The organism is Rubrivivax sp. A210 (genome assembly GCF_904426505.1).
GTDB lineage: Bacteria > Pseudomonadota > Gammaproteobacteria > Burkholderiales > Burkholderiaceae_C > Rubrivivax.
This window is the reverse complement of record NZ_CAJGBN010000001.1, coordinates 44,978-67,215: the sequence shown is the minus strand read 5'-3', so window position 1 is coordinate 67,215 and position 22,238 is coordinate 44,978. Positions and strand designations below refer to the sequence as shown.

Genomic DNA, 22,238 nt, shown 5'->3' with positions numbered 1-22,238 from the left:
CCGTGGTGGTGAGCCACTCTAGGCAGCGGCCGTCGGCCTGCCGATAGGCCAAGCGCGCCACGCGCTGTAGGTCGCCATCCCTTTTGGCGCCAGCGTGTGGCAGCGCACCGACCCCGCCGCGCCGTGCGCGCCACCCTCTGCCGCAGGGCTCGTGGGTGATGCCGTGATGGCACGCACACCGAACGCGCCCCCGCCTTCAAGACAGGACACCCGATGAACCACGACCGCCACCCCACGCCGCACCGTGCCACCCGCCGCGCCGCGCTGAGCGCCAGCCTGCTCGCCGCCGCCCTGGCCCTCGCCGCCTGCGCCTCCACCCCGCCGCCGACCTCGCAGATGGCGGTGGCGAATGCCGCCATGGCCCATGCCGTGAGCGCCGGCGCGGTGGAGTTCGCCCCGGCCGACATGGCCAAGGCGCGCGAGAAGCTCGGCCGCGCCAACTCGGCCCTCGCCGCCAAGGACCACGACACCGCGCTGGCGCTGGCGCAGCAGGTCCAGGTCGACGCCCAGCTGGCCGAGGCCAAGGCCGAATCGGCCAAGGCGCGCAAGGCCTCCGACGCGATGCAGCAGGCCGACCGCGCGCTGAGCGAGGAAATGTCGCGCAAAAAGCCCTGAGCCGGCCCGGCCGCCCTCACCCCTCAGCCCGCCTCCTTCCCCCCAACGAAAGCTCCCATGAACCCCCTTCGCCTCTACACCCTCACCCTGCTCGCCGCCGCCACCCTGGCCGCCTGCGGCTCGATGCCGGCCCACAACACCATGCTCGACCAGGCGCGCAGCGAATACCGCGACGCCCAGGCCAGCAGCCAGACCCAGACCCTGGCCCCGGCCGAGATGCGACAGGCTGCCGATGCGCTGGCGCGCGCCAACGAGGCCTTTGCCCGCGATGACGACAGCAGCAAGGTCACCCAGCTCGCCTACCTGGCACGCCAGCGCGTGGCCCTGGCCACCGAGGCCGCCGGCCGCAAGGATGCCGAGGCCACCGTGGCCGAGGCCGGCGCGGCGCGCGACCGCCTGCGCCTGGACGCCCGCACGCGCGAGGCCGACGCCGCCACCCGCACCGCCGCCGTCGCCACCCAGGACGCGGCCGACTCGCAGCGTCAGTCGGCGGCCTCGCAGCAGCAGGCCCGTTCGGCCCAGCAGCAGGCCAATGCCTCGCAGCAGCGCGCCGACGCCTCGCAGCAGCAGGCCGCGACCTCGATGCAGGCTGCGGCCAGCGCCCAGCAGCAGGCCGACGACAGCCAGCGCCGCAACGCTGCGCTGGAAGCGCAGCTGCGCGAGCTGAACGCCAAGAAGACCGAGCGCGGCATGGTCATCACCATCGGCGACGTGCTCTTCGACACCAACCAGGCCCAGCTCAAGTCGGGCGGCATGCGCGGCATCGAGCGCCTGAGCGGCTTCCTCAAGGAGTACCCGCAGCGCAAGGCCGCCATCGAGGGCTATACCGACAGCACCGGCAGCGACAGCACGAACATGGCGCTCTCGGGCCGCCGTGCCGATGCCGTGCTCGCGGCGCTCATCGGCATGGGCGTCAACCGCGGCCAGCTCGCCGCGGCAGGCTATGGCGAGTCGTACCCGGTGGCCGGCAACGACAGCTCGGGCGGGCGCCAGATGAACCGCCGCGTCGAGATCGTGCTGTCCGACGAAACCGGCGCCATCGCGCCGCGCTGATCGCGCCCGCCCGGCCGCCGCTGCGGCCTCACGCAGCGGCGGCCGGCAGCAGGGGCACGACAAACCAGGCCGGCGATTCCAGGCCCGGCCACGCCAGTTCCTGGCCCGGCATCAGCAGCTTCACCCGTCGCCCGCCCGTCCAGGGCGCGGCGGCTCGCGCCGCCTCCACGGGGCCGGCGCGCAGCAGCAGGAAGTTCAGCTCCAGCCCGGCGCGCCGGAGTGTCAATTCGGCGCGCGGCCAGTGGCTGGGCAGGCCGGGCTTGAAGCGCAGCGCCTGCGCGTCGATGTCCAGCCCGAACACCGATTCGATGGCCGCACGGTGCATCCAGGCCGCGCTGCCGGTGTACCAGCTCCAGCCACCGCGCCCCACATAGGGCGGCGCGCTGTAGACGTCGCCGGCCATCACATAGGGCTCGATGCCGTAGGCCGCGGCCTGCGTCGGGTGGGCGGCGCGGTGGGCCGGGCTCAGGTACTTCCAGTACTGCCAGGCGCGGTCGAGCGCTGGCGCCGGGTCGGCTTGATCGGCATTCCGCTGGGCCCAGGCCGAGAGCGCCATCAGCGCCCAGACGCCGGCATGCGAGTACTGGCCGCCGTTCTCGCGCACGCCGCTTGGGTAGGCCTGGATGTAGCCGGCGCTGGGCTGAGCCGCCACCAGCGGCGGGTGCAGCAAGCGAATCAAGCCGGCCTCCTCGTCCACCAGCAGCGCATGCGCGGCCTCCAGCGCCAGTGCCTGGCGTTCGGGCCGGTTCTCGGGCTGTTCATCGGTGCCCAGCACCGACCAGGCCTGGGCGATGAGGTCGATGCGGGCCTCGGCATTGGCCTGGGCGCCCAGCGGCTGGCCGTCGTCGAAGAAGGCGCGCGCATACCACTGGCCGTCCCAGGCCGGGCCGGCCAGCGCGGTGCGCCAGCCGGCCGCCGCATCGTCCCAGCGCTGCGCCCTTCCGACCTCGCCGCGCTGGCGCGCCACGGGGCCGAAATCGGCCACCACGCGGCAAAGAAACCAGGCCAGCCAGACCGATTCGCCGCGGCCCTGGTGGCCGACGCGGTTCATGCCGTCGTTCCAGTCGCCGCTGCCCATCAGCGGCAGGCCGTGGACGCCGACGCCCAGGCTGCGGTCCAGCGTGCGCGCGGCGTGTTCGTAGACGCTGGCCGGCTCGCTGCCAACCGTCGGCGTGCCGTACAGGTCTTCGGCGCCGGCCGGGATGGGCGGGCTTTCGATGAAAGGCAGTTGCTCGTCGAGCACGCCGGCATCGCCACTGCGGCGCAGGTAGTGCGACAGCGCATGCGGCAGCCACAGCAGGTCGTCGGAGAAATGCGTGCGCACGCCGGCGCCCTGGGGCGCATGCCACCAGTGCTGCACGTCACCCTCGGCAAACTGGCGCGCGGCGCAGCGCAGGATCTGCTCGCGCAGCTGGGCCGGTGCGGCCCAGGCCAGGGCCATGCTGTCCTGCAGCTGGTCACGAAAGCCGGTGGCGCCGCCGGCCTGGTAGAAGCCGGCCTTGGCCCACAGCCGGCAGGCCACGGTCTGGTAGAGCAGCCAGCGGTTGACGAGGGCGTCGAACAGCGGGTCGGGCGTCTTCACGGTGGTGGCCGAGAGCAGCTGATCCCAGCCCAGGCGCGCACGCTGCAGCCGCTGGTGGGCCGGCACGGCCAGGGCCTGGGCGGCGAGTTGCTGCGCCTGCTCGGGGCTGGCGGCCCAGCCCAGCAGCAGCACGCGCTCGGCGGCGGTGCCGGCGGGCAGCTCCAGCTGAAGGGCCAGCGCGGCGCAGGGGTCGAGGCCCGCGCCCTGCTGGCGGCCCAGGTGGTCGGGCAGCACCGGGCGGCCGCGGGCATCGAAGAACTCGCGCCGGTCGCAGGTCCAATCCTCGGCTTCGGGGTCAGGGTGGCCTTCGCCCTCGGCCACCGGCAACGGCGGCGCCACCCAGGCCAGGAAAGCCGTGCCGCCGCCGAAGCCGGCCGCGCGCTCGCGCTGGGTGGCCAGCAGCAGCGCCCGCCGCTCGTGGGCGCCGCGCAGGCGGTGGTGCGCCGTCTCCACGGTGGCGCGGTCGCCGCGCTGCGCGCCCATCATCCATTCGCACAGGCCCACCAGGCGCAGCGAACGGCTGCGCGCGCCGTGGTTGACGATGCGCAGCTGCAGCTGGCGCACCGCCGCGTCGGCGTCCACGCACCAGCAGACGCTGATCTCCAGCTCGTCGCGCTGGTGGCTGATGCGGGTGTAGCCCTGGCCGTGGCGCACATGGAACAGCGGCGGCGCCTCGCCGGGCCCACCCACCGCGCCCCAGGCCGCCGGCGCCACGTTCCAGACCTCGCGCGTGCGGCTGTCCTGCACCAGCAGCCATTGCGAGGCCGGGTCGGCCACGGCGTCGTTGGACCAGGCGGTGAGCTGGTTCAAGCGGCTGTTCAGCGCCCAGACCGTGCCGGCGCCGGTCTCAGAGACATGGCAGCCGAAGCCGGGGTTGGCCAGCACATTGATCCAGGGCCGCGGCGGCCGCAGCGTGGTGGACGTGTCGAAGCGGAACTCCCCCGCCACGTCGTCGGCAAAGCGGCCCTGGGGTGCGGCCACCTCGTGGGCCAGGTGGGGCGCGCTGGCCAGCACCGCCTGCGACGCGGCCTGGCGCCATTGCAGCGCGAGCTCGTGCGTCCCGGCCCATTCGTTCAGATGGTGGGCGAGCGGGCGCCCGTCGGCCTGCAGGCGCACGCGGGCCAGAGCCTGCAGCGTACACAGTTCGTCGGCCGACAAGTCGTCGGCGCGCAGCAGGTGCCAGCCGCTGGACACACTGCCGGTGCCCCCGGTGCCGACGCCGCCGCCCGCCTCGAGGTCATGGCGGTCGCGCAACGCCGCCAGTTCGCGCTGCAGCGGCATCAGGTACGAGGCCGGCTCGGCATTGATCACCACCAGGTCGCAGGCCACGCCGCCCCAGGCCCACAGACTCAGCGCCTGGCTCAGCGCGCGCACCAGGCCCAGGCCCTGCAGCGCCGCCGCCGACACCAGCACCAGCGGGCGCTCGCCCGAGAGGCCGAAGCGCCACAGCAGGCGGCGGTCGCACAGCGGCGCCGGCGCGGGCTGGGGCCGTGTCAGGCTCAGCATCAGCGCCGTGGTCAGCGACTGCAGCGTGGTGAATGTCTCGGCGTCCATGCCCAGCCCGCGCAGCCGGATGCCGGCCAGCGTGGCCGACATCAGCGAGGCGCGCGCCACATGGCTGGCCTGGCGGTACTTGTCCAGCACCGCCTGCAGCGTGGGCTCGTGGGCCGAGGCCGCGGTGGCGAAGGTCAGCCGCGCCTGCGCGCCGGGCGCGATGAACAAGCGCACGGCCAGCGCGCACACCGGGTCGAGGCCGGTGTCCAGCGCCGTGCGCCCCGCGCCGCCGGTCGGCCAGGGCTGGAGCGCGGCGCGCGGCGCGTGGGCGGCGCGGCTGCGCCCGCGCCAGAGCTGACGGTCGACCTGGTAGGACAGCGCGGTGGCCGGCGGCGTGCTTTCGGCCAGGAAATGCGCCAGGTGCAGCGCGCTTTCGCCGGCCAGGCGCGGCCGGCGCTCGAACAGCAGCGCCTGCTGCGCCGGCTGGCAATGCGCCCGCACGAAAAGATTGCCGAAGGCCGGGTGGGCCTCGTCGGCGCGCGGGTCGGCCAGCACCACCTCGAAGGCCGAGATCAGCTCCAGCTGCAGCGTCTCGCTGCCGGTGTTTGACAGTTCGACCTGGCGGAACTCGATGTCGTCCTCGGGGCTGACCCAGACCGTGATGCGGGCCTGCAGGTCGGCCCAGGTGGTCTCGAAGGCCACGCGGTCGGCGTGGAAGACGCTGCGGTACTCGGCCTCTTGGTCGGGCGCCGGGTGCTGGGTCAGCGAGACCGGCGCGGCGGCGGCATCGCCGCCTTCGCGGCGCAGCCAGAAGAAGCTGCCGCCATCGTCGCGCAGTGCGTCGTCGCGCCAGCGCGTGAGATCGCTGCCGCCCAGGCGGCTGCGCCCGGCGCCGTTGGCGCGCAAGGCCACGCTGTAGCGGCCGTTGGCCAGCAAGTGGGTGGGTTCTATGGCGTGGTGGCCAGGGCGCACCTCGCGCAGCAGGGTCGGCGTGCGGCGGCGCTGCGTCTGGGGCAGCGGGCTGGCCGGCGGCGCGAGCAGGCGCGACACCTCGCGCGGCGCGCGTTCGTGCAGCAGCGAGGCCACGGCCTCGATGTGCGCGTTGGCCATGCCCCAGCGCTGCGGCGCGCCGTCGAGCAGCACATTGGCCAGCGCCACGATGCTCATGCCCTGGTGATGGGCCATGAAGGTCAGCACCGGCGTCATGCCCGAGCTGCCGGTCTGGCGCAGCAGCGTGAAATCCAGCGCCTCGATGAAGCCGAGGTCGCCACGCGCCCCCAGCGCCTGCAGCGCGGCGTAGTTGAGCCCGGCGCGGTGGGGTTCGAGCTGGGCCGCCAGCGCCGTGGCATAGGGCGCGATCACCAGTTCGTCGGGCGGCGTGCGGCGCAGCGCCAGCCGCGGCACGCCCTGGGGCGCGTACTGGTAGGCCAGGGTGTGGTCGCAGCCGGCATAGGCCGATTCCGAGATGCCCCAGGGCACCCCCAGGGCCGCGGCAAAGGCGCGCTGCTCCACCAGCGCCGCCAGGCCGGCCTCGTGCAGCACGCTGCCGTGCGGCTCGGCCAGCACCAGGGTGGGCATCAGGTACTCGAACATCGAGCCCGACCAGGAGCGCAGCGCCGCCGCGCTGCCGACGGCGTGGAAGGGCCGGCCCAGCGCCGCCCAGTGGCGCACCGGCACATCGCCCTTGGCGATGGCCAGCAGGCTGGTCAGGCGCGACTCCGAGGCCAGCAGGTCGTAGAAGCCGGCATCGAGCTGCTGCTCGGCCACGCGCCAGCCGATGTGCAGCAGATGGCGCCGCGGGTGGTAGAGGAAGGAGAAGTCGGGTTCCCAGGCCAGGGTCTCGCAACGCCGGGCCAGTTCGCGCAGGCGCAGCGCGGTGGCCTCGCCGGGCGCCTCGTCGGCCGGCCCCGGCCCCTGCGGGCCGCCCGGCCCCCCGTTGGCCAGCTCCAGGCAGGCCTGGGCCACCGCCAGCAAATGGCCGCTGAGGTTGCCGCTGTCCACGGTGGACACATACAGCGGCAGCAGCGCGGCGCAGCTCTGGGTGTCGTACCAGTTGAGGAAGTGGCCACGCCGGCGCGGCAGCCGCTCCATGGTGTCCAGCGTGGCCTGCAGGCGCTGCAGCAGCGCGGCGGTATCGATCCAGCCGAACTGGCGCGCACAGGCCACGCTCAGCAGGTACAGGCCCATGTTGGTGGGCGAGGTGCGGTGGGCCAGCATCTCGTGCGGCGCGGTCTGCAGGTTGTCGGGCGGCAGGTGGTGGTCGGCAGGGCCTATGCAGCGCTCGAAATAGCGCCAGGTGTCGCGCGCAATGCCGCGCAGGTAGGCCTCGTCCTGCGGCGGGCAGCGGCGCGGCTGGCGCGTCAGGCCGGTGCGGCTGCCGGCCCAGCTCCACAGCGGCGCCGCGCCCCAGGCCAGGCAGAGCGCGCCACCCAGCGCCAGATGGCCCGAATCCAGCGCCCACAGCGTGCCAGCCAGGGCGGCGGCCACCAGCGGCACCGCCCAATGGCGGCGCAGCGCCGAGAGCAGGTCGCCGCGCGCCGCCGCCTGCGCCGCGGCGGCGGTGGTCCATTGCAGCAGCAGGCGCTGGCTGAACAGCACCCGCCACAGCGCCCGCACGATGGCGTCCACCGCCACCAGTGCATGCTGCAGCAGCATGGCCAGGTGCCAGAGCCCGCCGCCCAGGGCGCGCGCCAGTTCACGCACGGCCAGGCGGTAGAAGTGCTGGCGCGCCACCTCGGGACGGCTGGCCACGAAGCCGGCCAGCGCACCCATCAGAGGCCCGGCGGCAAAGGCCGCCAGCACCAGGGCCAGCGCCGGCAGCGGGGCCACCGCACCGCCGGCCAGGGCCAGCAGCAGCAGCGCCAGCGACATCGGCGCCAGCAGCGAGCGGCGCAGGTTGTCGGCCATCTTCCAGCGGTTGACGGCGCCCAGCGGGTAGCGCCGCGGCTGCAGCAGCGATTGCAGCAGGATGGGCAGCAGCTGCCAGTCGCCGCGCGTCCAGCGGTGCACGCGCGAGGCCGCCACCTCGGCGTGGAAGGGCGCGTCCTCGATCAGCGCGATGTCGGTCACCGCGGCGCAGCGCGCCAGCGCGCCTTCGAGCAGGTCGTGGCTCAGCACCTGGCCCTCGGGCAGGTTGCCGCCCAGCACCGCGTGCATGGCCTGCACATGCAGCAGGCCCTTGCCGGTGAAGCTGCCTTCCTCGAACAGATCCTGGTAGACCTCGGACGAGGCGGCGCTGTAGGGGTCGACGCCGGTCTGGCCGGCAAACATGCGGTGGAACAGCGTGTCCTCGCGCGGCAGCGGCAGCGGCGCCGTGAGGCGCGGCTGCAGGATGCCCCAGCCGGCGACGACGCGGCGGCCGTCGGCGCTCAGGCGCGGCCGGTTGGCCGGGTGGGCGGCCACGCCCACCAGCTCGCGCAGCCGGCCCGGTGGCAGCTGGGTGTCACTGTCCAGCGTGACGATGTAGCGCGTGCCCAGGGCCAGCGTCGACAGCGGCCCCAGCTCGACGAAGGCGCGCGGCGGACCGTCGGCCCCGGCCGGGCCCTCGGCCAGCTCGGCCGCCAGCTGCTCGAGCTTGCCGCGCTTGCGCTCCCAGCCTATCCAGCGCCGCTCGCTGGGGCTGTAGCTGCGCCGGCGGTGCAGCAGCACGAAGCGCGGTGCCGCCAGCGCCTCGGCCGGCGCCGGGCCGCGGCGCGCATTGAGATCGGCGATGCCGCGGCTGGCGTGGGCCAGCAGCGCCTCGTCGGATTCGGCGCGCAGGGCCTGGGCATCGGACCAGTCGGTGAGCAGGCCGAACTGCGCCTGCGGCTCGGGGTTGGCCAGCCAGTGCAGCTCGAGCCGGTGTACCAGCGCGGCGATGGCGGCGGCGTCGCTGAGCATGCCCGGGATCACCACCAGCACGCGGTGCTCGGGCGGGATGCCCGCGGCCAGAGCCAGACGCGGCAGGTGGCGCGGCCGGGCCGATTCGCTGATCAGGCGGTGCAGCAACGCGATCACCGCCTCGGACGCCGGCCAGGCCAGCAGGGCCATGGCCAGGCCGGCCATGGCACGGCCCGGCAGCAGCAGCGCGGCCACCAGGGCCGCGCTGCCCAGGCCCACGGTGCCCAGGTACAGCGGCAGCACCAGGTGGCGCCAGGCGGCACGCGCACGCCGCCGCCAGGCCTCGTTCAAGCCCAGGGCCCGGGTCAGCGTGGCGCGGCCCGGGCCTTGCAGCCAGTGGCCGGCCACAGCGCCGTCGTCGACGGCGGCCGGCTGTGCGCTGACGCCGGCGTCGTTGCCCTGCCCCGCCATCAAGCCCAGCAGTGCCCGCGCCACCTGCATCTCGCTGCGGCCGCTGCGCCGCGCCAGGCGCTCGATGCCGTGCAGCGTCTCGTCGCGGGTGGCGTGGTGCTCGGCGGCGAACAGCGGCGAGCCCAGCATCAGCTGCATCAGTGGGCTGCTGCGGGCCACGATCTGCGGCCAGTCGGCGTCGCCAATGGCGCGCAAGGCGTTCACCGCATTGCTGACGCTCAGGTTGTCGGCTGTCTGCTCGGCGCCCTGGCGCAGCAGTGCCGCGGCCGGGTTGGGCATGGCGCCCTGGAGCCAGTCGCGCACGGCCGCCGGCACACGCTCGCCTTTGCCGCTGGCGCGGTCCTGCAGGCGCTGCACCAGCTGCACCAGGAAGACATCGCCCACGCCGCGCTGCCGCGCCAGGCCCAGCAGGGATTCCAGGGCCGGCGTCACGCCGGCCTCGATGCGGTCACAGCACAGATTGGCCATCTCGCGCGCCGCCTTGTGGGTGGCCAGGCGTTCGGCCAGGCGGCGCAGGTTCTCCACCAGCACCACGCGCAAGGTGGTGGGCAGGGCCCACATCTCGCTGAGGACCAGCTCGCGCGTCTCCTGGTAGGCGCACAGGTAATGCACCAGCAGGTCTTCGTCGAAGGCGCTATCGGTGTGGGCGACGAAGGCCCAGGCCACGCCGTAGACCCGCGGCAGGCCGGCCAGCGGCGGACCGTGCAGCACCGGCAGGGCGCGGAAGTAGCTGCGCGGCAGGCCTTCGTGGATGGCCAGCAGCTGGGCCTCGATGAGGTGGAAATTGTCCAGCAGCCACATCGACGCCGGGCTGGCCTCGTAGCCGCCGGCCGTCATGTCGGCAATGCTGCGCTGGGCCAGGCGCAGCATGCGGATATTGCCGCGCAGGCGTGGAAAGAAGCCGGCGCCGGCCCAGCCGGAGCGCTCGGCGGCGTGGGTGATGCCCAGGCTGCGACCATGCTGGCCAAAGCGCTGGGCGCCGAAGATCTCCGAGCGCACCGGCGCCAGCAGCGGCCCGGCCTCGGGGGCGAGCAGGCGGCGCAGGGCCGCCGGCGCATCCGGCATCAGGCGCCGCCAGGTTTCAGCCCTCATGCGCTAGAGCACCAGCAGCAGGCCGGCGCCGGCCAGGGCCGCCAGCAGCACCCCGGTCGTCACCAGCCGGCCCGAGACCAGGCCGTGCAGGCGCAGCGCCCCGCACTGCACCGCCACCAGGCGCGCGCTGGCGGCCGTGCATTGGCGCTGGTGCCGGCTGAGTTCGTCCAGCTCCATCGGCGTGGTCTCGGCGGTCTTGCCATAGGACGAGGTGGTCCAGAGCGGGGTCTCAGACATGGCGGCGCCCGGGGCGGACGGTCTTGCGGCAGGGCATGCGGCAGGGCTTGCGGCATCGAATCGGGGTCATGGGCCATCCGGAAGTAGGCGCCGGCCCGGCGGCAGAGCGTGGCCGGGGCCGGCCAGACCCCCTTCTACGGCGCTGCCGCTGGCCTGTCGGTGCGCTGCCGAACGCGGCGCCAAGCTGCCCCAGACCTGCGCAGGCGACGCCGGGCGCGACCGCCCGGCTTTCAATGTGCGCTGCCGTACATACACCCCCCTTCCGCGAGGGCTAGAGTGCGGGCCTTCATCCATGAGCCGTGGCTCGTCCTCCTCACTTCAACCCAGTCCATGGCCCCTCCTTCCGACCCGCGCCAGAACCACCTGCTTGCCGCCCTGCCCGACGCCGAATGGGAGCGCTGGCTGCCCCTGCTCGAAAGGGTGGAGATGCCGCTGGGCCAGGTGATGTACGAATCCGGCCGTGTGCTCAGCCACGTCTACTTCCCCACCACGGCCATCGTCTCGCTGCTCTATGTGATGCAAGACGGCGCCTCGGCCGAGATCGCGGTGGTCGGCAACGAGGGCCTGGTCGGCATCTCGCTCTTCATGGGCGGCGAATCCACGCCCAGCCGCGCCGTGGTGCAGAGTGCCGGCGAGGGCTGGCGCATCCGCGCACGCTCGGTGAAGGACGAGTTCGACCACCCCGGCCCGGTGATGCACCTGCTGCTGCGCTACACCCAGGCCCTGATCACGCAGATGGCGCAGACCGCGGTGTGCAACCGCCACCATTCGCTGGACCAGCAGCTGTGCCGCTGGCTGTTGCTGAGCCTGGACCGGCTGCAGGGCAGCGAACTCGTGATGACGCAGGAGCTGATCGCCAACATGCTGGGCGTGCGCCGAGAAGGCGTGACCGAGGGCGCGCTGCGGCTGCAGAAGGAAGGCCTGATCCGCTATGTGCGCGGCCATATCTCCGTGCTCGACCGCCCGGGGCTGGAAGCGCGCACCTGCGAGTGCTACGCGGTCGTCAAGCGCGAATACGACCGCCTGCTGCCGCCGCGCCTGGCCAGCTGAAGGCCAGCGCCGCAGGCCCGGGCGGCAGCGGCTGTGTGTGCTGGCGCACAGATGGCGCGCGCTCTCTGGTGCAGGCTCGCACCAGGGCCCGCAGGCGCCTGGTTTCGGCACGGCCCCGAGGCCGGCGCCCGGCGCCGCGCCCGGGCGGGCCTGTGCATCGGAGACCCTGTTGAGCCCCCCCCAGAACTGCCTGATCGAATTGCTGCCCCGCCGCGACCGCGAGCGCCTGCTCGCCCTGTGCGAATCCGTCCCCCTGGTGCTGAGCGAGGTGCTGTGCGAGGCCGGCGCGCCGGTGCGCCATGTCTTCTTTCCCACCGAAGGCTTCATCTCGCTGGTGGCCCGGGTCGACGAACATCCAGGCCTGGAAGTGGGTATGGTGGGCCGCGAAGGCATGGTGGGGGCGCCGCTGGCGGTGGGCGTGGCGACCTCGCCGATGCGCGCGCTGGTGCAGGGCGAGGGCCAGGCCTGGCGCATCGGCGTGGCACCGTTCCGGCGTGAGCTGGCACGCAGCCCGGCGCTCAAGCGCCAGCTCGACCGCTACCTCTATGTGCTGATGGCGCAGCTGGTCAGTTCGGCCGGCTGCCTGCGCTTCCACCTGATAGGCCCGCGCCTGGCGCGCTGGCTGCTGATGACCCAGGACCGCGCCCGCCAGGACAGCTTCCACGTCACGCACGAATTCCTGGCCTACATGCTGGGTGTGCGCCGCGTGGGGGTGACGGTGGCGGCCGGCGAACTGCAGCGCCAGGGGCTGATCACCTACCACCGCGGCGAGCTGTCGGTGCTGGACCGGCCTGGCCTCGAGGCCTCGGCCTGCAGCTGCTACGACGCCGACCGCCGGGTCTATGCGCAGCAGATCGGCGAGCCGCCGGCCGCGGCCTAGGCGCCTTTCAACCGCGCCGCAGCGCTGGCGCCGCGCGAGGCTTCCAGCACCGGGCGGTCCGAGTAGTAGCTGCCCAGCCGGCCGCGGGTGCTGCCCTCGGCATCGCGCCTCACCCTGTCTTCCCAGCCGCAGGCGGGTGCCGCGCAGCGGAAGCGCCACACCGGGTGGAACAGGCTCAGCAGGCGGTCGGCCGGGCGCCTGGGCACGCGCTGGACAGCGGCCTGGCACAGCGGGCAGACCAGGGGCTTGTGGGTGGTGGCGGGTGCATTCATGGTGACGCAGGATGCGCCGCCGGCGCGGCGCAATCTGTGCGTTGCCGCACGGCGCCGCGGCGGCACGGGAAAGTGGCCACTGCGTGCGTTGGCAGACCGATGCACGAACCGGGCGCACCTAAGCTGCAGGCATGGCGCTCTGGCCTCGATGGGCGCAGGAAAGCACGATGCAAGCGTCCACCGACTTCATGTCCCTGCACCGACCGGCGCCTATGTTCGTTCACGCACAGACGCCGGTCAGCTTGGCCGCTAGAAGTCAGGACGCAGCCGCGCCTGCCGTGGGGCAGACGGCGGCCGCAGCCGCCCCGGAGCCTGCCATGACCCGCCCTGACCCCACGCCCGCCGAGCGCGACGATGCGACCCATCCCGCCGGTCGCCGCGCCGCCGACATCCTGCTGCACGAGGCCGCGGCCGACTGGGATCTGCTGTTCGCCGCCGTGCTGGCCCGCTTCCATGACAACCTGGCCGCCGCGCCGTCGGCCGCACACCATGCGGCGCTGTCCGAATGCCTGCAGGCGCTGGACGGGCTGCAGGCGCTGCGCGCCAGCCAGCGCGGCCGCGACATCGAAGGCGAGTTGCGCCGTGCCGACCGCGCCCTGACCACAACCCGCGCCGAGCTGCTGGCCGCCCGCCTGGGCGAACAGCAGGCCCGGCACCTGGCCGGGCACGACAGCCTGACCTCGCTGCCCAACCGCAGCGGCTTTCGCGAGCGGCTCGACCATGCCCTGCATCGCGACGACCACGCGGCGCCCGCGCTGGCGGTGCTCTACCTCGACCTGGACGGCTTCAAGCCCATCAACGACCGCCACGGCCACGATGCCGGCGACGAGTTGCTGCGCGTGGTGGCCCAGCGCATGAGCCGCTCGGTGCGCCAGCAGGATCTGGTGTGCCGGGTGGGCGGCGACGAGTTCGCCTGCATCGTGGCCGAGCCCGCGGGCCGCGAGCAGATCAGCCAGATCGCGGCCAAGCTGTTCAACGCCGTCGCGGCGCCGCTGCAGCTGGGCGACGTCAACCTCAGCGTGCGCCCCAGCATCGGCATTGCGGTCTGCCCCGGCGACGGCGACAACGCGGCCACCCTGCTCAAGCGCGCCGACCTGGCGATGTACCGCGCCAAGCGCCGCCAGCTGGGCTTTGCCTTCTTCGACCGGCGCGCCGACAGCTGAGCCCATCAGGGCGGCGCCGGGCTTGGCGCCTGCGCCTGCACCTGCGCGCTGTCAGATGCAGCTTCACCCGCCGCTCCACCCGCCACTTCGGCCCCGGGTTCAGCCGGTCCGGCCCGGCGCAGCAGCGCCGCCATCACTTCGGCCCAGCTGCCCAGCGGCGCCTGGGCCAGCGCGGCCATCAGCTGCGGCAGCAGCGCCTTCCACAGTTCGGGCTCGAGCAGCCAGCGCCAGGGGCGCAGCCGCGCCGCCAGGCCGCCCAGCAGCAGCGCCAACGCGGCCGCCCCCAGGGGATGGTCGCGCACCAGGGCGCCGAGCAGGGCCTGCACGCCGCCCACGCCCGCCCCCCCGACCAGGGCCGCGCGCAGGTGGCTGCGTGACGCGGTCAGGCGGGCCACGGCGGCCAGCTTGCGGTTCATGGCGCGCCCGCTTCACGCAGCAGCATCAGGTCGGCCTGCAGCTGCTGGCGCAGCAGCAGGAAGAGCGGGCCGCGTTGCGCGCGCCGCTGGGCCACCAGGCCGGCCAGCGCCAGGGCCAGCGGCAGCGCCGGCGTGGCCAGCAGCAGCCAGGCGGCGCGCTCGGCCATGGCCGGCGCCAGCGCCCACAACATCAGCGCCACGCCGGCCAGGGTGGCGGCCACGCCCAGCGCACACAGGCTCAACGCGCCCAGCAGCAGCACGCGTGTGCATTGGGCGCTGGCGTCGGCCAGCTCGGCCGCGCCCAGGTCGGCATAGGCCTCGGCGTGTTCGGCCAGCCAGGCCGGCCGCGTGGCCAGCAGGTGGAGCACCGGGTGCAGCACGGTGTACAGCGCGGCAACGCCGGTTCAGCCGCGGTCGCGCGAGCGCGTGAACAGCCCCAGCAAGGCCATCAGCGCGGCACCGGTGGCGGCGGCGATGAGCATGGCCTTGACCGGCTCGTCGCGGATGTAGCCCACGGTGCTGTCGGAGGCCTGGACGGCGCGGTCCAGCGCCCGGTGCGAGCCGTCGCGCACGGCGGCGACGCCGCGCTGGGCCGCACCTATGGCCTGGGCCGCGGCCTGGTCGGTGGCGATGGCGGCGCGGTCTATCAGTTGGTTGCTGGTTTCGATGGACATGGGGGGGCTTTCGGTGGACTGCAGCCCGCCGGCGGCGGGTCAGCCCACACTGTCGGCCCTGGCAAGTGCGGCCGCCATCGGCCCGCCCGCCGCGCCGGCGTAGGACATCAGGCCGCAGGAGCTGGCGGCAGCCGCATCACGATGCGCGTGCCCTGGCCCGGCGCCGACCGCACGGCCAGGCTGCCGCCTTCGGCCTCGACGCGAAAGCGCATGCCCACCAGGCCGTAGCGCGAGCGCAGCGGCAGGCGGGCGTCGAAGCCGACGCCGTCGTCGCGCACCGTCAGCTCGACGCGGCCGCCATGCTGGCCCAGCGTGATCCACAGCTGCCGCGCCTGCGCGTACTTGCTGATGTTGGTCACCGCCTCCTGCACCAGGCGGTAGGCCACCAGCTCGGCCGCCGCGGCCAGCGGCACGGCGGCCAGCGCCAGGTGCACGGCCACGCCCGAACGCTCGGCAAACTCGCGCGCCAGGATCTCCAGCGTCACCACCAGGCCCAGGTGGTCCAGCGATGACGGGTGCAGGTCTTCGGTGATGCGGCGCTTGAGCGCGATCACCTGGTCCAGCGTCTGCGTCAGGTGGGCCAGGCGCTCCAGCGCCTCGGGCGCGGCACCGGCCAGGCGAGCGCGCATGCGCGCCGCGTCGAGCTTGGCCGAGGTGAGCAGCGCACCCAGCTCGTCGTGCAGGTCGCGCGCCAGGCGGGCGCGCTCGTCCTCGCGGGCGGTCTGCAGGTGGTGGGTCAGCTCGGTGAGCTGAGCGGTGCGCAGCGCCACCTCGGCCTCCAGGCGCTGCCTGTCCAGGCGCACGGCCTGCGCGAAGCGGCCCCTTCTGGCATTCATCTTCAAGGCCGGCCTCCAAAGGTGGGATCATGCGCTGAACCATGATCCGCATCGCCATCGTCGACGACCACGCCATGCTGCGCGCCGGGCTGCGCCAGTTCCTGGCCGAACAGCCCGACCTGGCCGTGGTGGCCGAGGCCGCCGACGGCCGCGCCGCGATGGACATCGTGCGCCGCGGCGAGGTCGACGTGGTGCTGCTCGACATCACGATGCCGGGCCAGAGCGGCGTCGACGTGCTGGCCGCCATCCGCGCACGCTCGCCCGCGCTGCCGGTGCTGATGCTCAGCGGCCATGCCGAGGCCCATTACGCGGCCACGCTGCTGCGCCTGGGCGCCAGCGGCTACCTCAACAAGGACTGCGACCCCGACGAGCTGGTGAAGGCGGTGCGCACGGTGGCGCGCGGGCGCAAGTTCATCACCGCCGCAATGGCCGAGCGCCTGGCCGAGGGCCTGGGCCGCGGCGACGACAAGCCGCTGCACGAGCAGCTGTCCGAGCGCGAGCTGCAGGTGTTTCTGCGCCTGGCCGGCGGCGAGACCATAGGCCAGCTGGCCACCAGCCTGTCGCTCAGCGTCAAGACCGTCAGCACCTACCGCAGCCGCGTGATGGGCAAGCTGCTGCTGGGCTCCAACAGCGACCTCACCTATTACGCGCTGAAGAACGGGCTCATCCAATAGCGGCGGCCTGGGTGGCCGCCAGCTCGCTGCAATAAGCCAGCAGGTCGTCGATGGCGCCCGACTTGTCGAACACGCGCTCGGCACCCAGTTCCAGGCAGCGCCGGCGCATGTCGGGCGTGGCGTAGTTGCTCAGCACCACCAGGTGGGCCGGGCGCGGCAGGCGGGCAGCAGCGCGCAGCACGCCCAGGCCCGAGCCGCCCTGCAGAAAGAGGTCGACGATGACCAGCGCCGCCGGCTGGCCGGCGTCTCCCGGCTGGCCCAGCCACAGCAGCGCGGCGGCCTCGTCGGCGGCCCAGCCGACCACGCGCACCGGCGCCAGTTCTTCCAGCGTGGCGATCAGGCTTTCGCGGATCACCGGACTGTCTTCGACGATATAGGTCGCGAGCGCTGGCATGGAGGGGCAGAACAGGCCGTGGCGGCCGGCGCGGACCGCGGGCCTGGCGGCAGTATCGGCGCCGCTCCGCCGCAGCGCCATCGGCGGCTCGCGGCATCGCCTGTCGGCGCTGTCCTACGCCGCGAACGGTGCCGTCTGTGCGGCGCCGCACAGACGGCGGCCGCGGCGGCCGTCAATCTCCGCAACCCTGCGCATGGCGGCACCGCCCATGCCGCCCCCCACGCGTGAACCGCCGAACCAAGGAACCCCATGCGAGACAAGGCTGCGCCCGGCACCGACGCCGAGGACCGGCGCCAACAGACGCTGTTCAAGGCCGGCGCGCTGCAGACCGCCATCCTGAACAGCGCCAACTTCTCCAGCATCGCCACCGACGAGCGCGGCGTGATCCAGATCTTCAATGTCGGCGCCGAGCGCATGCTGGGCTATGCCGCCGCCGAGGTGATCAACCGCGTCACACCGGCCGACATCTCCGACCCGCTGGAGCTGCTGCTGCGCGCGCAGGCGCTGAGCGCCGAACTCGCCACCCCCATCGCGCCCGGCTTCGAGGCCCTGGTGTTCAAGGCGCGGCGCGGCATCGAGGACGTCTACGAGCTGACCTATCTGCGCAAGGACGGCAGCCGCCAGCCCGCGGTGGTGTCGGTGACGGCGCTGCAGGACGCGGCCGACGCCATCATCGGCTACCTGCTGATCGGCACCGACAACACCGCGCGGCTGCAGGTCGAGGCCGAGCGCAAGCGCCTGGACGACGTGCTGAAGGACAGCCACCTCGAGCTCAAGCGGGCCAAGGTGGCGGCCGAGCAGGCCAACGAGGCGAAGTCGGACTTCCTCTCGTCCATGAGCCACGAGCTGCGCTCGCCGCTCAACGCCATCCTCGGCTTTGCCCAGCTGATGGAAAGCGGCACGCCGCCGCCCACCCTCGGCCAGCGCGACAGCATCGAGCAGATCCTGCAGGCCGGCTGGTACCTGCTGGCGCTGATCAACGAGATCCTGGATCTGGCGCTGATCGAATCGGGCAAGCTCTCGCTGTCACCCGAGCCGGTGTCGCTGGCCGAGGTGCTGGCCGACTGCCAGGCCATGATCGAGCCGCAGGCGCAGACCAGCGGCATCCGCCTCGTCTTCCCGCTGCTGGACGGCCCCTGGCTGGTGCGCGCCGACCGCACGCGCGTCAAACAGGTGCTGGTGAACCTGCTGTCCAACGCCATCAAGTACAACCGCGTCGGCGGCCGCGTGGACCTGCGCTGCAGCGTGCCGGCCGAAGGCCGCATCCGCATCAGCCTGCAGGACACCGGCGAGGGCCTGAGCCCCGACAAGCTGGCGCAGCTGTTCCAGCCCTTCAACCGCCTGGGCCAGGAAGGCGGCGCCCAGGAAGGCACGGGCATAGGCCTGGTGGTGAGCAAACGCCTGGTCGAGCTGATGGGCGGCGTGATCGGCGTCGAGAGCACGGTGGGCGTGGGCAGCATCTTCTGGATCGAGCTGGCCGCCAGCGCCGCGCTGCAGTTGCCGGCCGAAGCCCCGCGGCCGCTGCCGGACACCCCGACGACGCCGCCGCCCGGCATGGTCCAGCGTACGCTGCTGTGCGTGGAGGACAACCCGGCCAACCTGCTGCTGGTGGAGCGGCTGATCGCCCGCCGGCCCGACATCCAGCTCATCAGCGCCCGCGACGGCCGCAGTGGCGTGGAGATGGCGCGCGCCCTCGTGCCTGACCTGATCCTGATGGACATCAACCTGCCCGGCATCGGCGGCCTGACCGCGCTGCGCATCCTGGCCCAGGACCCGGCCACGGCCCACATCCCGGTCATCGCGCTGAGCGCCAACGCGATGCCGCGCGACATCGAGAAGGGCCTTCAGGCCGGCTTCTTCCGCTACCTCACCAAGCCCATCAAGGTGGACGAGTTCATGGCCACGCTGGACCTGGCCTTCGAACACGCCCAGGCCACCTCCCCGCTTTCACAACAACAACAGAGACAAGCCCATGACGCTGCCTGAATCGGACATCCTGGCCGCCCGCATCCTGGTCGTCGACGACCAGGCGGCCAACGTACACCTGCTCGAGCGGCTGCTGGCCGAGGCCGGCTACACCGCGGTGAGTTCGACCACCGACCCGCTGCAGGTCTGCGCCCTGCACCGCCGCGACGACTACGACCTCATCCTGCTCGACCTGCAGCTGCCGCGCATGGACGGCTTCCAGGTGATGGCAGCACTGCGGGCCGGTGCCGGCGACGCCTATCTGCCGGTGATCGTGCTGACGGCCCAGCCCGGCCACAAGCTGCGCGCGCTGCAATGCGGTGCCAAGGATTTCATCAGCAAGCCCTTCGACCTGGTGGAGGTGAAGACGCGCATCCGCAACATGCTCGAGGTGAGGCTGCTGTACCGCCGGCTCGAGGCCCACAACCAGCAGCTCGAGCTGCTGGTGCGCGAACGCACGGCCGAGCTGCGCGAGAGCGAGGCGCGCTACCGCAGCCTCACCGAGCTGGCCTCCGACTGGTACTGGGAGCAAGACGAGAGCGGCGCCTTCACCCGCGTCTCAGGCCCGGTGCTGGAGATGCTGGGCCTGCGCGTCGACGCCCTGCCCGGGGCCGCCGAGCCGCTGCCGGCGGAAGACTCGGCGGGCTGGAACGAGGAGGAACGCAGCGCCCTGCGCGCCGCCATCGCCGCGCGCCGGCCCTTCCTGGACTTTCCCTTCAGCCGCGTCAATGCCGACGGCTCGACCCAGAGCTACCGCGTCAGCGGCGAGCCCATGTTCACCCAGGCCTGTCGTTTCATCGGCTACCGCGGCATCGGCGTCGAGACCACGCCGCGGCCTTCGCACCGGCCCTAGGCCCGCACTGCGATGCCCTTCACCCGTCACAGCCCGAACCAGAACCACCTGCTGGCCGCGCTGCCCCAGGCCGAGTTCGAGCTGCTGGCACCGCAGCTGGAACTGGTGTCGCTGCCGCTGGGCGCCATGATCTACGAGCCCGGCCAGCAGCTGCAGCACGCCTACTTTCCCACCAGCGCCGTGGTGTCGCTGTACTACGTCACCGAAAGCGGCGCGGCGGCCGAATCGGCCGGCGTGGGCAACGAGGGCATGGTGGGCATCGCCCTCATCATGGGCGGCGGCTCCATGCCCAGTTCGGCCGTGGTGCAGACCGCCGGCCACGCCTGGCGGCTGGAACGCCAGCGCCTGCAGCTGGCCTTTGCGCGTGCCGGCCTGATGCAGGCCCTGCTGCTGCGCTATACCCAGGCCCTGCTGACCCAGATGTCGCAGACCGCGGCCTGCAACCGCCACCACGCGGTGCAGCAGCAGCTCAGCCGCTGGCTGTTGCTGACGCAAGACCGCGGCCCCAAGCGCGAGCTGGTGATGACGCAGGAACTGGTGGCCAGCATGCTGGGCGTGCGCCGCGAGAGCGTGACCGAGGCCGCCGGCCACCTGCAGCAGCTGGGCTATATCCGCTACCGCCGCGGCCACATCACCGTGCTCGACCCGCAAGGCCTGCAGACGCGCGCCTGCGAGTGCTATGGCGTGGTCAAGAAGGAACTGGCGCGGCTGCTGTGCGACGAGCGCTACCGCCAGGACACGGTCTAGCGGCGTCCCGGAGCAGGCCGCGGGCTCAGCGGTTGCCGCGGTCATCGCGGCGGTCGTCGCGGCGCTCATCGCGCCGGGCGTCGTCCTTGCCGCGCTCCTGGCGAAGCTCCTGGTGATTGGGCGGGCCGCGGCCGGAGTTGCGGTCTGCTTCGGGTACACGGTGCGCGTCGCCGCGATCCTGGTGCGGGGGCTGTGGTGGCTGCCGCGGCTGAGGCTGCGGCGCCTGGCGGGGAACACGCTGATCCGGCGCCCGTTGCTCCGGCAGCCGCTGATCCTGCACCCGCTGCGGTGGCAAGGTCTGCGGCTGGCGCACGAACTCGTCGCGCGGCTGGTGGCGGTAGTTGCGCTCCTGCAGAAAGCGTTGCTGCTCGGCCGGCGGATAGCGGCTGCCGGAATAGGGGCGCTGGTAGACGGGGCGCGGTGCCGGTGCCGGCATCGCGCGGCGGTCCCAGCGGTCCCAGCCCTGGCGCTGCTGCTGCCAGCCCGGCCCCCAATGCTCGCCCCAGCGCGGCGGCGCGTCGCGTCGCCAGCCGCGGAAGTATTGGGGCGGGCTGCGGTAATAACGCACCGGCAGGCGCAGCACATAGGCCGGCACCTGCGCCGGCCCCACGCTGCCCCAGGGGCCGTCGTACCAGTTGCTGGCATACCAGTTGTCGCCCTGGAAGACCCAGTAGAGGCCGTCGTAGAAGAAGTAGTTGGAACGCAGCTGCGGCGCGTAGTAGACCGGATAGCCGGGCACCCGCACCAGCTCGGGGTAGCGCGGCACGTTGATGCCAATGCTGACCCCGGGTATCGCGAAGGACAAGCTCAGTTGCTGGGCCGTGGCCGGCACCATGAGGCCCGCCGCCAGGGCCAGGCTCAGGATCAGCGCGCGCATGTCGAAGCTCCCTTCAAGGCTGTCGGGCCAGGGCGCCGGCGCCGCAGCGCCAGCAAAGCCAGGCCGCCCAGCCACAGCGCCGCGGCGGCGGGCTCGGGCACGGCGCTCAGCAGCAGCGGCTGCGCCGCGGCCAACATGGGCAGCCCCAGGTCGGACAGGATGGCCAGGTCCAGCGTCGAGATCGCGTAGCGCGTGCCGCGGTAGAACGCCACGCCGTTCATCAGATCGGGCAGCAGATCGTCACTCTCTTGCGCATTGCCCAGGTGGCCGTAGTTGCCCCAGGTCAGCGGCAGCGCCTGGCCATACAGGCCCAGGGCCCGGCTGCCGTTGAAGACCAGCCCCGGGCCTGAAGGCGCCGGGTACACCAGCGCGTCGAAGGTCGACTGGTAGGCGCCGGGCAGCGCGCCGGTGACGCCGTTGCGCCAGCCGTTGAAGCCCAGCGCGTGGCCGAACTCGTGCAGCAGCACCGACATCGCATCGGTGCGGTCCAGCGGCACGTCGGCCAGGCGCAGCGCCGGTGCCGGATCGAACCACAGCTCGCCCTGCAGATAACCGGCAATGCCCAGATTGACCTCGATGTCCGCGGCGGCGCCGTTGGGGTCCAGGCCCGTCAACAGCTCGTGCGCAGCGCCCTGCTGGTAGAGCGCAATGCCGCCGCTGCTGTGGCCGGTCCAGGCCGACGTGGCGCTGCGGCCGTTGGCGGTGGCGATGTTGTCGAAGCCTATCTTCACCGTCAGGGCCGCGCCACTGGCGGTGCTCTGAAAGCTGTCGACCCAGGCGTTGCCGGCGGCGACGGTGATGCGCTGGATGTCAGCGTAGTACGCCGTCCAGCTTGACCCTGGGTCATCGAACACGACCTCGATGCGGGCATCGGCATGGGCCGGGCCGGCCGCGGCGGTACACGCGAGAAGGGACAACAGCGCGAGCCGGTTGATTGACATGGGGATGGCCTTTTCGGAGCTGCGACCCGGCGGATGCGGGGCCAGGCCCATGGTTGACGGCGCCGTGCCGGCGGGTCTGTTCGGCGGCACACATCCCGAGTGGCCGGCTTTGTGCGCTGGCACACAGACCGCG

19 protein-coding genes are annotated in these 22,238 nt (G+C 73.0%); 9 read left to right on the top strand and 10 right to left on the bottom strand.

The features are described 5' to 3' along the window. Positions 1–213: 213 nt before the first annotated feature. Together JMV16_RS00305 and JMV16_RS00300 are read left to right on the top strand one after the other, a co-directional pair. Positions 214–615: a DUF4398 domain-containing protein gene (locus JMV16_RS00305; RefSeq protein ID WP_201492162.1), complete on the top strand. Its 402-nt coding sequence runs from the start codon at positions 214–216 to the stop codon at positions 613–615. A 57-nt stretch (positions 616–672) separates the two neighbouring features. After that, entirely contained in the window at positions 673–1,668 is a 996-nt protein-coding gene (locus tag JMV16_RS00300; protein ID WP_201492161.1) for an OmpA family protein, read from the top strand. A gap of 28 nt (positions 1,669–1,696) precedes the next feature. Here the strand turns inward: JMV16_RS00300 and JMV16_RS00295 are convergent, their stop codons facing one another. Continuing rightward, positions 1,697–10,126, bottom strand: coding sequence for a GH36-type glycosyl hydrolase domain-containing protein (locus JMV16_RS00295; protein WP_236580285.1), 8,430 nt, complete (start codon positions 10,124–10,126; stop codon positions 1,697–1,699). Between the two features lie 3 nt (positions 10,127–10,129). After that, positions 10,130–10,363: a hypothetical protein gene (locus tag JMV16_RS00290; RefSeq protein ID WP_201492160.1), complete on the bottom strand. Its 234-nt coding sequence runs from the start codon at positions 10,361–10,363 to the stop codon at positions 10,130–10,132. 330 nt (positions 10,364–10,693) lie between these two features. On the opposite strand from JMV16_RS00290, the gene JMV16_RS00285 reads away from it, so the two are divergent. Next, entirely contained in the window at positions 10,694–11,413 is a 720-nt protein-coding gene (locus JMV16_RS00285) for a Crp/Fnr family transcriptional regulator (RefSeq protein WP_201492159.1), read from the top strand. A gap of 169 nt (positions 11,414–11,582) precedes the next feature. Further along, positions 11,583–12,293, top strand: a complete 711-nt coding sequence (locus JMV16_RS00280) for a Crp/Fnr family transcriptional regulator (RefSeq protein ID WP_201492158.1) — start codon at positions 11,583–11,585, stop codon at positions 12,291–12,293. Here JMV16_RS00280 and JMV16_RS00275 read toward each other — a convergent pair. After that, positions 12,290–12,565, bottom strand: coding sequence for a hypothetical protein (locus JMV16_RS00275; protein WP_201492157.1), 276 nt, complete (start codon positions 12,563–12,565; stop codon positions 12,290–12,292). The genes JMV16_RS00280 and JMV16_RS00275 overlap by 4 nt on opposite strands. Before the next feature lie 317 nt (positions 12,566–12,882). On the opposite strand from JMV16_RS00275, the gene JMV16_RS00270 reads away from it, so the two are divergent. Continuing rightward, complete coding sequence (locus tag JMV16_RS00270; RefSeq protein ID WP_201492156.1) at positions 12,883–13,728, top strand: GGDEF domain-containing protein; 846 nt, start codon at positions 12,883–12,885, stop codon at positions 13,726–13,728. A gap of 5 nt (positions 13,729–13,733) precedes the next feature. Here JMV16_RS00270 and JMV16_RS00265 read toward each other — a convergent pair whose 3' ends face one another. The 4 genes from JMV16_RS00265 to JMV16_RS00250 all read right to left on the bottom strand — a co-directional run bounded on the left by JMV16_RS00265 (position 13,734) and on the right by JMV16_RS00250 (position 15,654). Further along, positions 13,734–14,144: a hypothetical protein gene (locus JMV16_RS00265; RefSeq protein ID WP_201492155.1), complete on the bottom strand. Its 411-nt coding sequence runs from the start codon at positions 14,142–14,144 to the stop codon at positions 13,734–13,736. Then, positions 14,141–14,524 (bottom strand): hypothetical protein, encoded by a 384-nt coding sequence (locus JMV16_RS00260; protein ID WP_201492154.1) that lies wholly within the window; start codon positions 14,522–14,524, stop codon positions 14,141–14,143. Before JMV16_RS00260 ends, JMV16_RS00265 begins: the two co-directional genes overlap by 4 nt. Before the next feature lie 24 nt (positions 14,525–14,548). Continuing rightward, positions 14,549–14,818 carry a hypothetical protein gene (locus tag JMV16_RS00255; protein ID WP_201492153.1) on the bottom strand — a complete coding sequence of 90 codons (270 nt, stop codon included), beginning with the start codon at positions 14,816–14,818 and terminating at the stop codon, positions 14,549–14,551. A 107-nt stretch (positions 14,819–14,925) separates the two neighbouring features. Further along, a complete protein-coding gene (locus tag JMV16_RS00250; protein ID WP_236580333.1) occupies positions 14,926–15,654 on the bottom strand; it encodes a sensor histidine kinase in 729 nt (242 codons plus the stop codon). Between the two features lie 41 nt (positions 15,655–15,695). On the opposite strand from JMV16_RS00250, the gene JMV16_RS00245 reads away from it, so the two are divergent. Then, positions 15,696–16,328 (top strand): response regulator transcription factor, encoded by a 633-nt coding sequence (locus JMV16_RS00245; protein ID WP_201492151.1) that lies wholly within the window; start codon positions 15,696–15,698, stop codon positions 16,326–16,328. Here JMV16_RS00245 and JMV16_RS00240 read toward each other — a convergent pair. After that, positions 16,318–16,722, bottom strand: a complete 405-nt coding sequence (locus JMV16_RS00240) for a response regulator transcription factor (protein ID WP_201492150.1) — start codon at positions 16,720–16,722, stop codon at positions 16,318–16,320. The two genes, JMV16_RS00245 and JMV16_RS00240, sit on opposite strands and share 11 nt — an antisense overlap. 249 nt (positions 16,723–16,971) lie before the next feature. Here JMV16_RS00240 and JMV16_RS00235 point away from each other — a divergent pair, with 249 nt between their 5' ends. Genes JMV16_RS00235 through JMV16_RS00225 form a run of 3 tightly spaced genes read left to right on the top strand, consistent with a single transcriptional unit; the run spans position 16,972 to position 20,287 of the window. Then, complete coding sequence (locus JMV16_RS00235) at positions 16,972–18,708, top strand: ATP-binding protein (RefSeq protein WP_201492149.1); 1,737 nt, start codon at positions 16,972–16,974, stop codon at positions 18,706–18,708. Then, on the top strand, positions 18,695–19,540 hold the full coding sequence (locus JMV16_RS00230; RefSeq protein ID WP_201492148.1) for a response regulator: 846 nt from the start codon (positions 18,695–18,697) through the stop codon (positions 19,538–19,540). Before JMV16_RS00235 ends, JMV16_RS00230 begins: the two co-directional genes overlap by 14 nt. Positions 19,541–19,552: 12 nt before the next feature. Next, positions 19,553–20,287, top strand: a complete 735-nt coding sequence (locus tag JMV16_RS00225; RefSeq protein WP_201492147.1) for a Crp/Fnr family transcriptional regulator — start codon at positions 19,553–19,555, stop codon at positions 20,285–20,287. Positions 20,288–20,312: 25 nt separating this feature from the next. Here JMV16_RS00225 and JMV16_RS00220 read toward each other — a convergent pair whose 3' ends face one another. Beyond that, positions 20,313–21,164: a hypothetical protein gene (locus tag JMV16_RS00220; protein WP_201492146.1), complete on the bottom strand. Its 852-nt coding sequence runs from the start codon at positions 21,162–21,164 to the stop codon at positions 20,313–20,315. Then, the gene (locus tag JMV16_RS00215; RefSeq protein WP_201492145.1) at positions 21,152–22,105 is read right to left on the bottom strand and encodes a hypothetical protein; all 954 of its coding nucleotides are present in this window, start codon (positions 22,103–22,105) and stop codon (positions 21,152–21,154) included. The genes JMV16_RS00220 and JMV16_RS00215 overlap by 13 nt, the downstream gene beginning before the upstream one ends. Positions 22,106–22,238 lie beyond the last annotated feature (133 nt).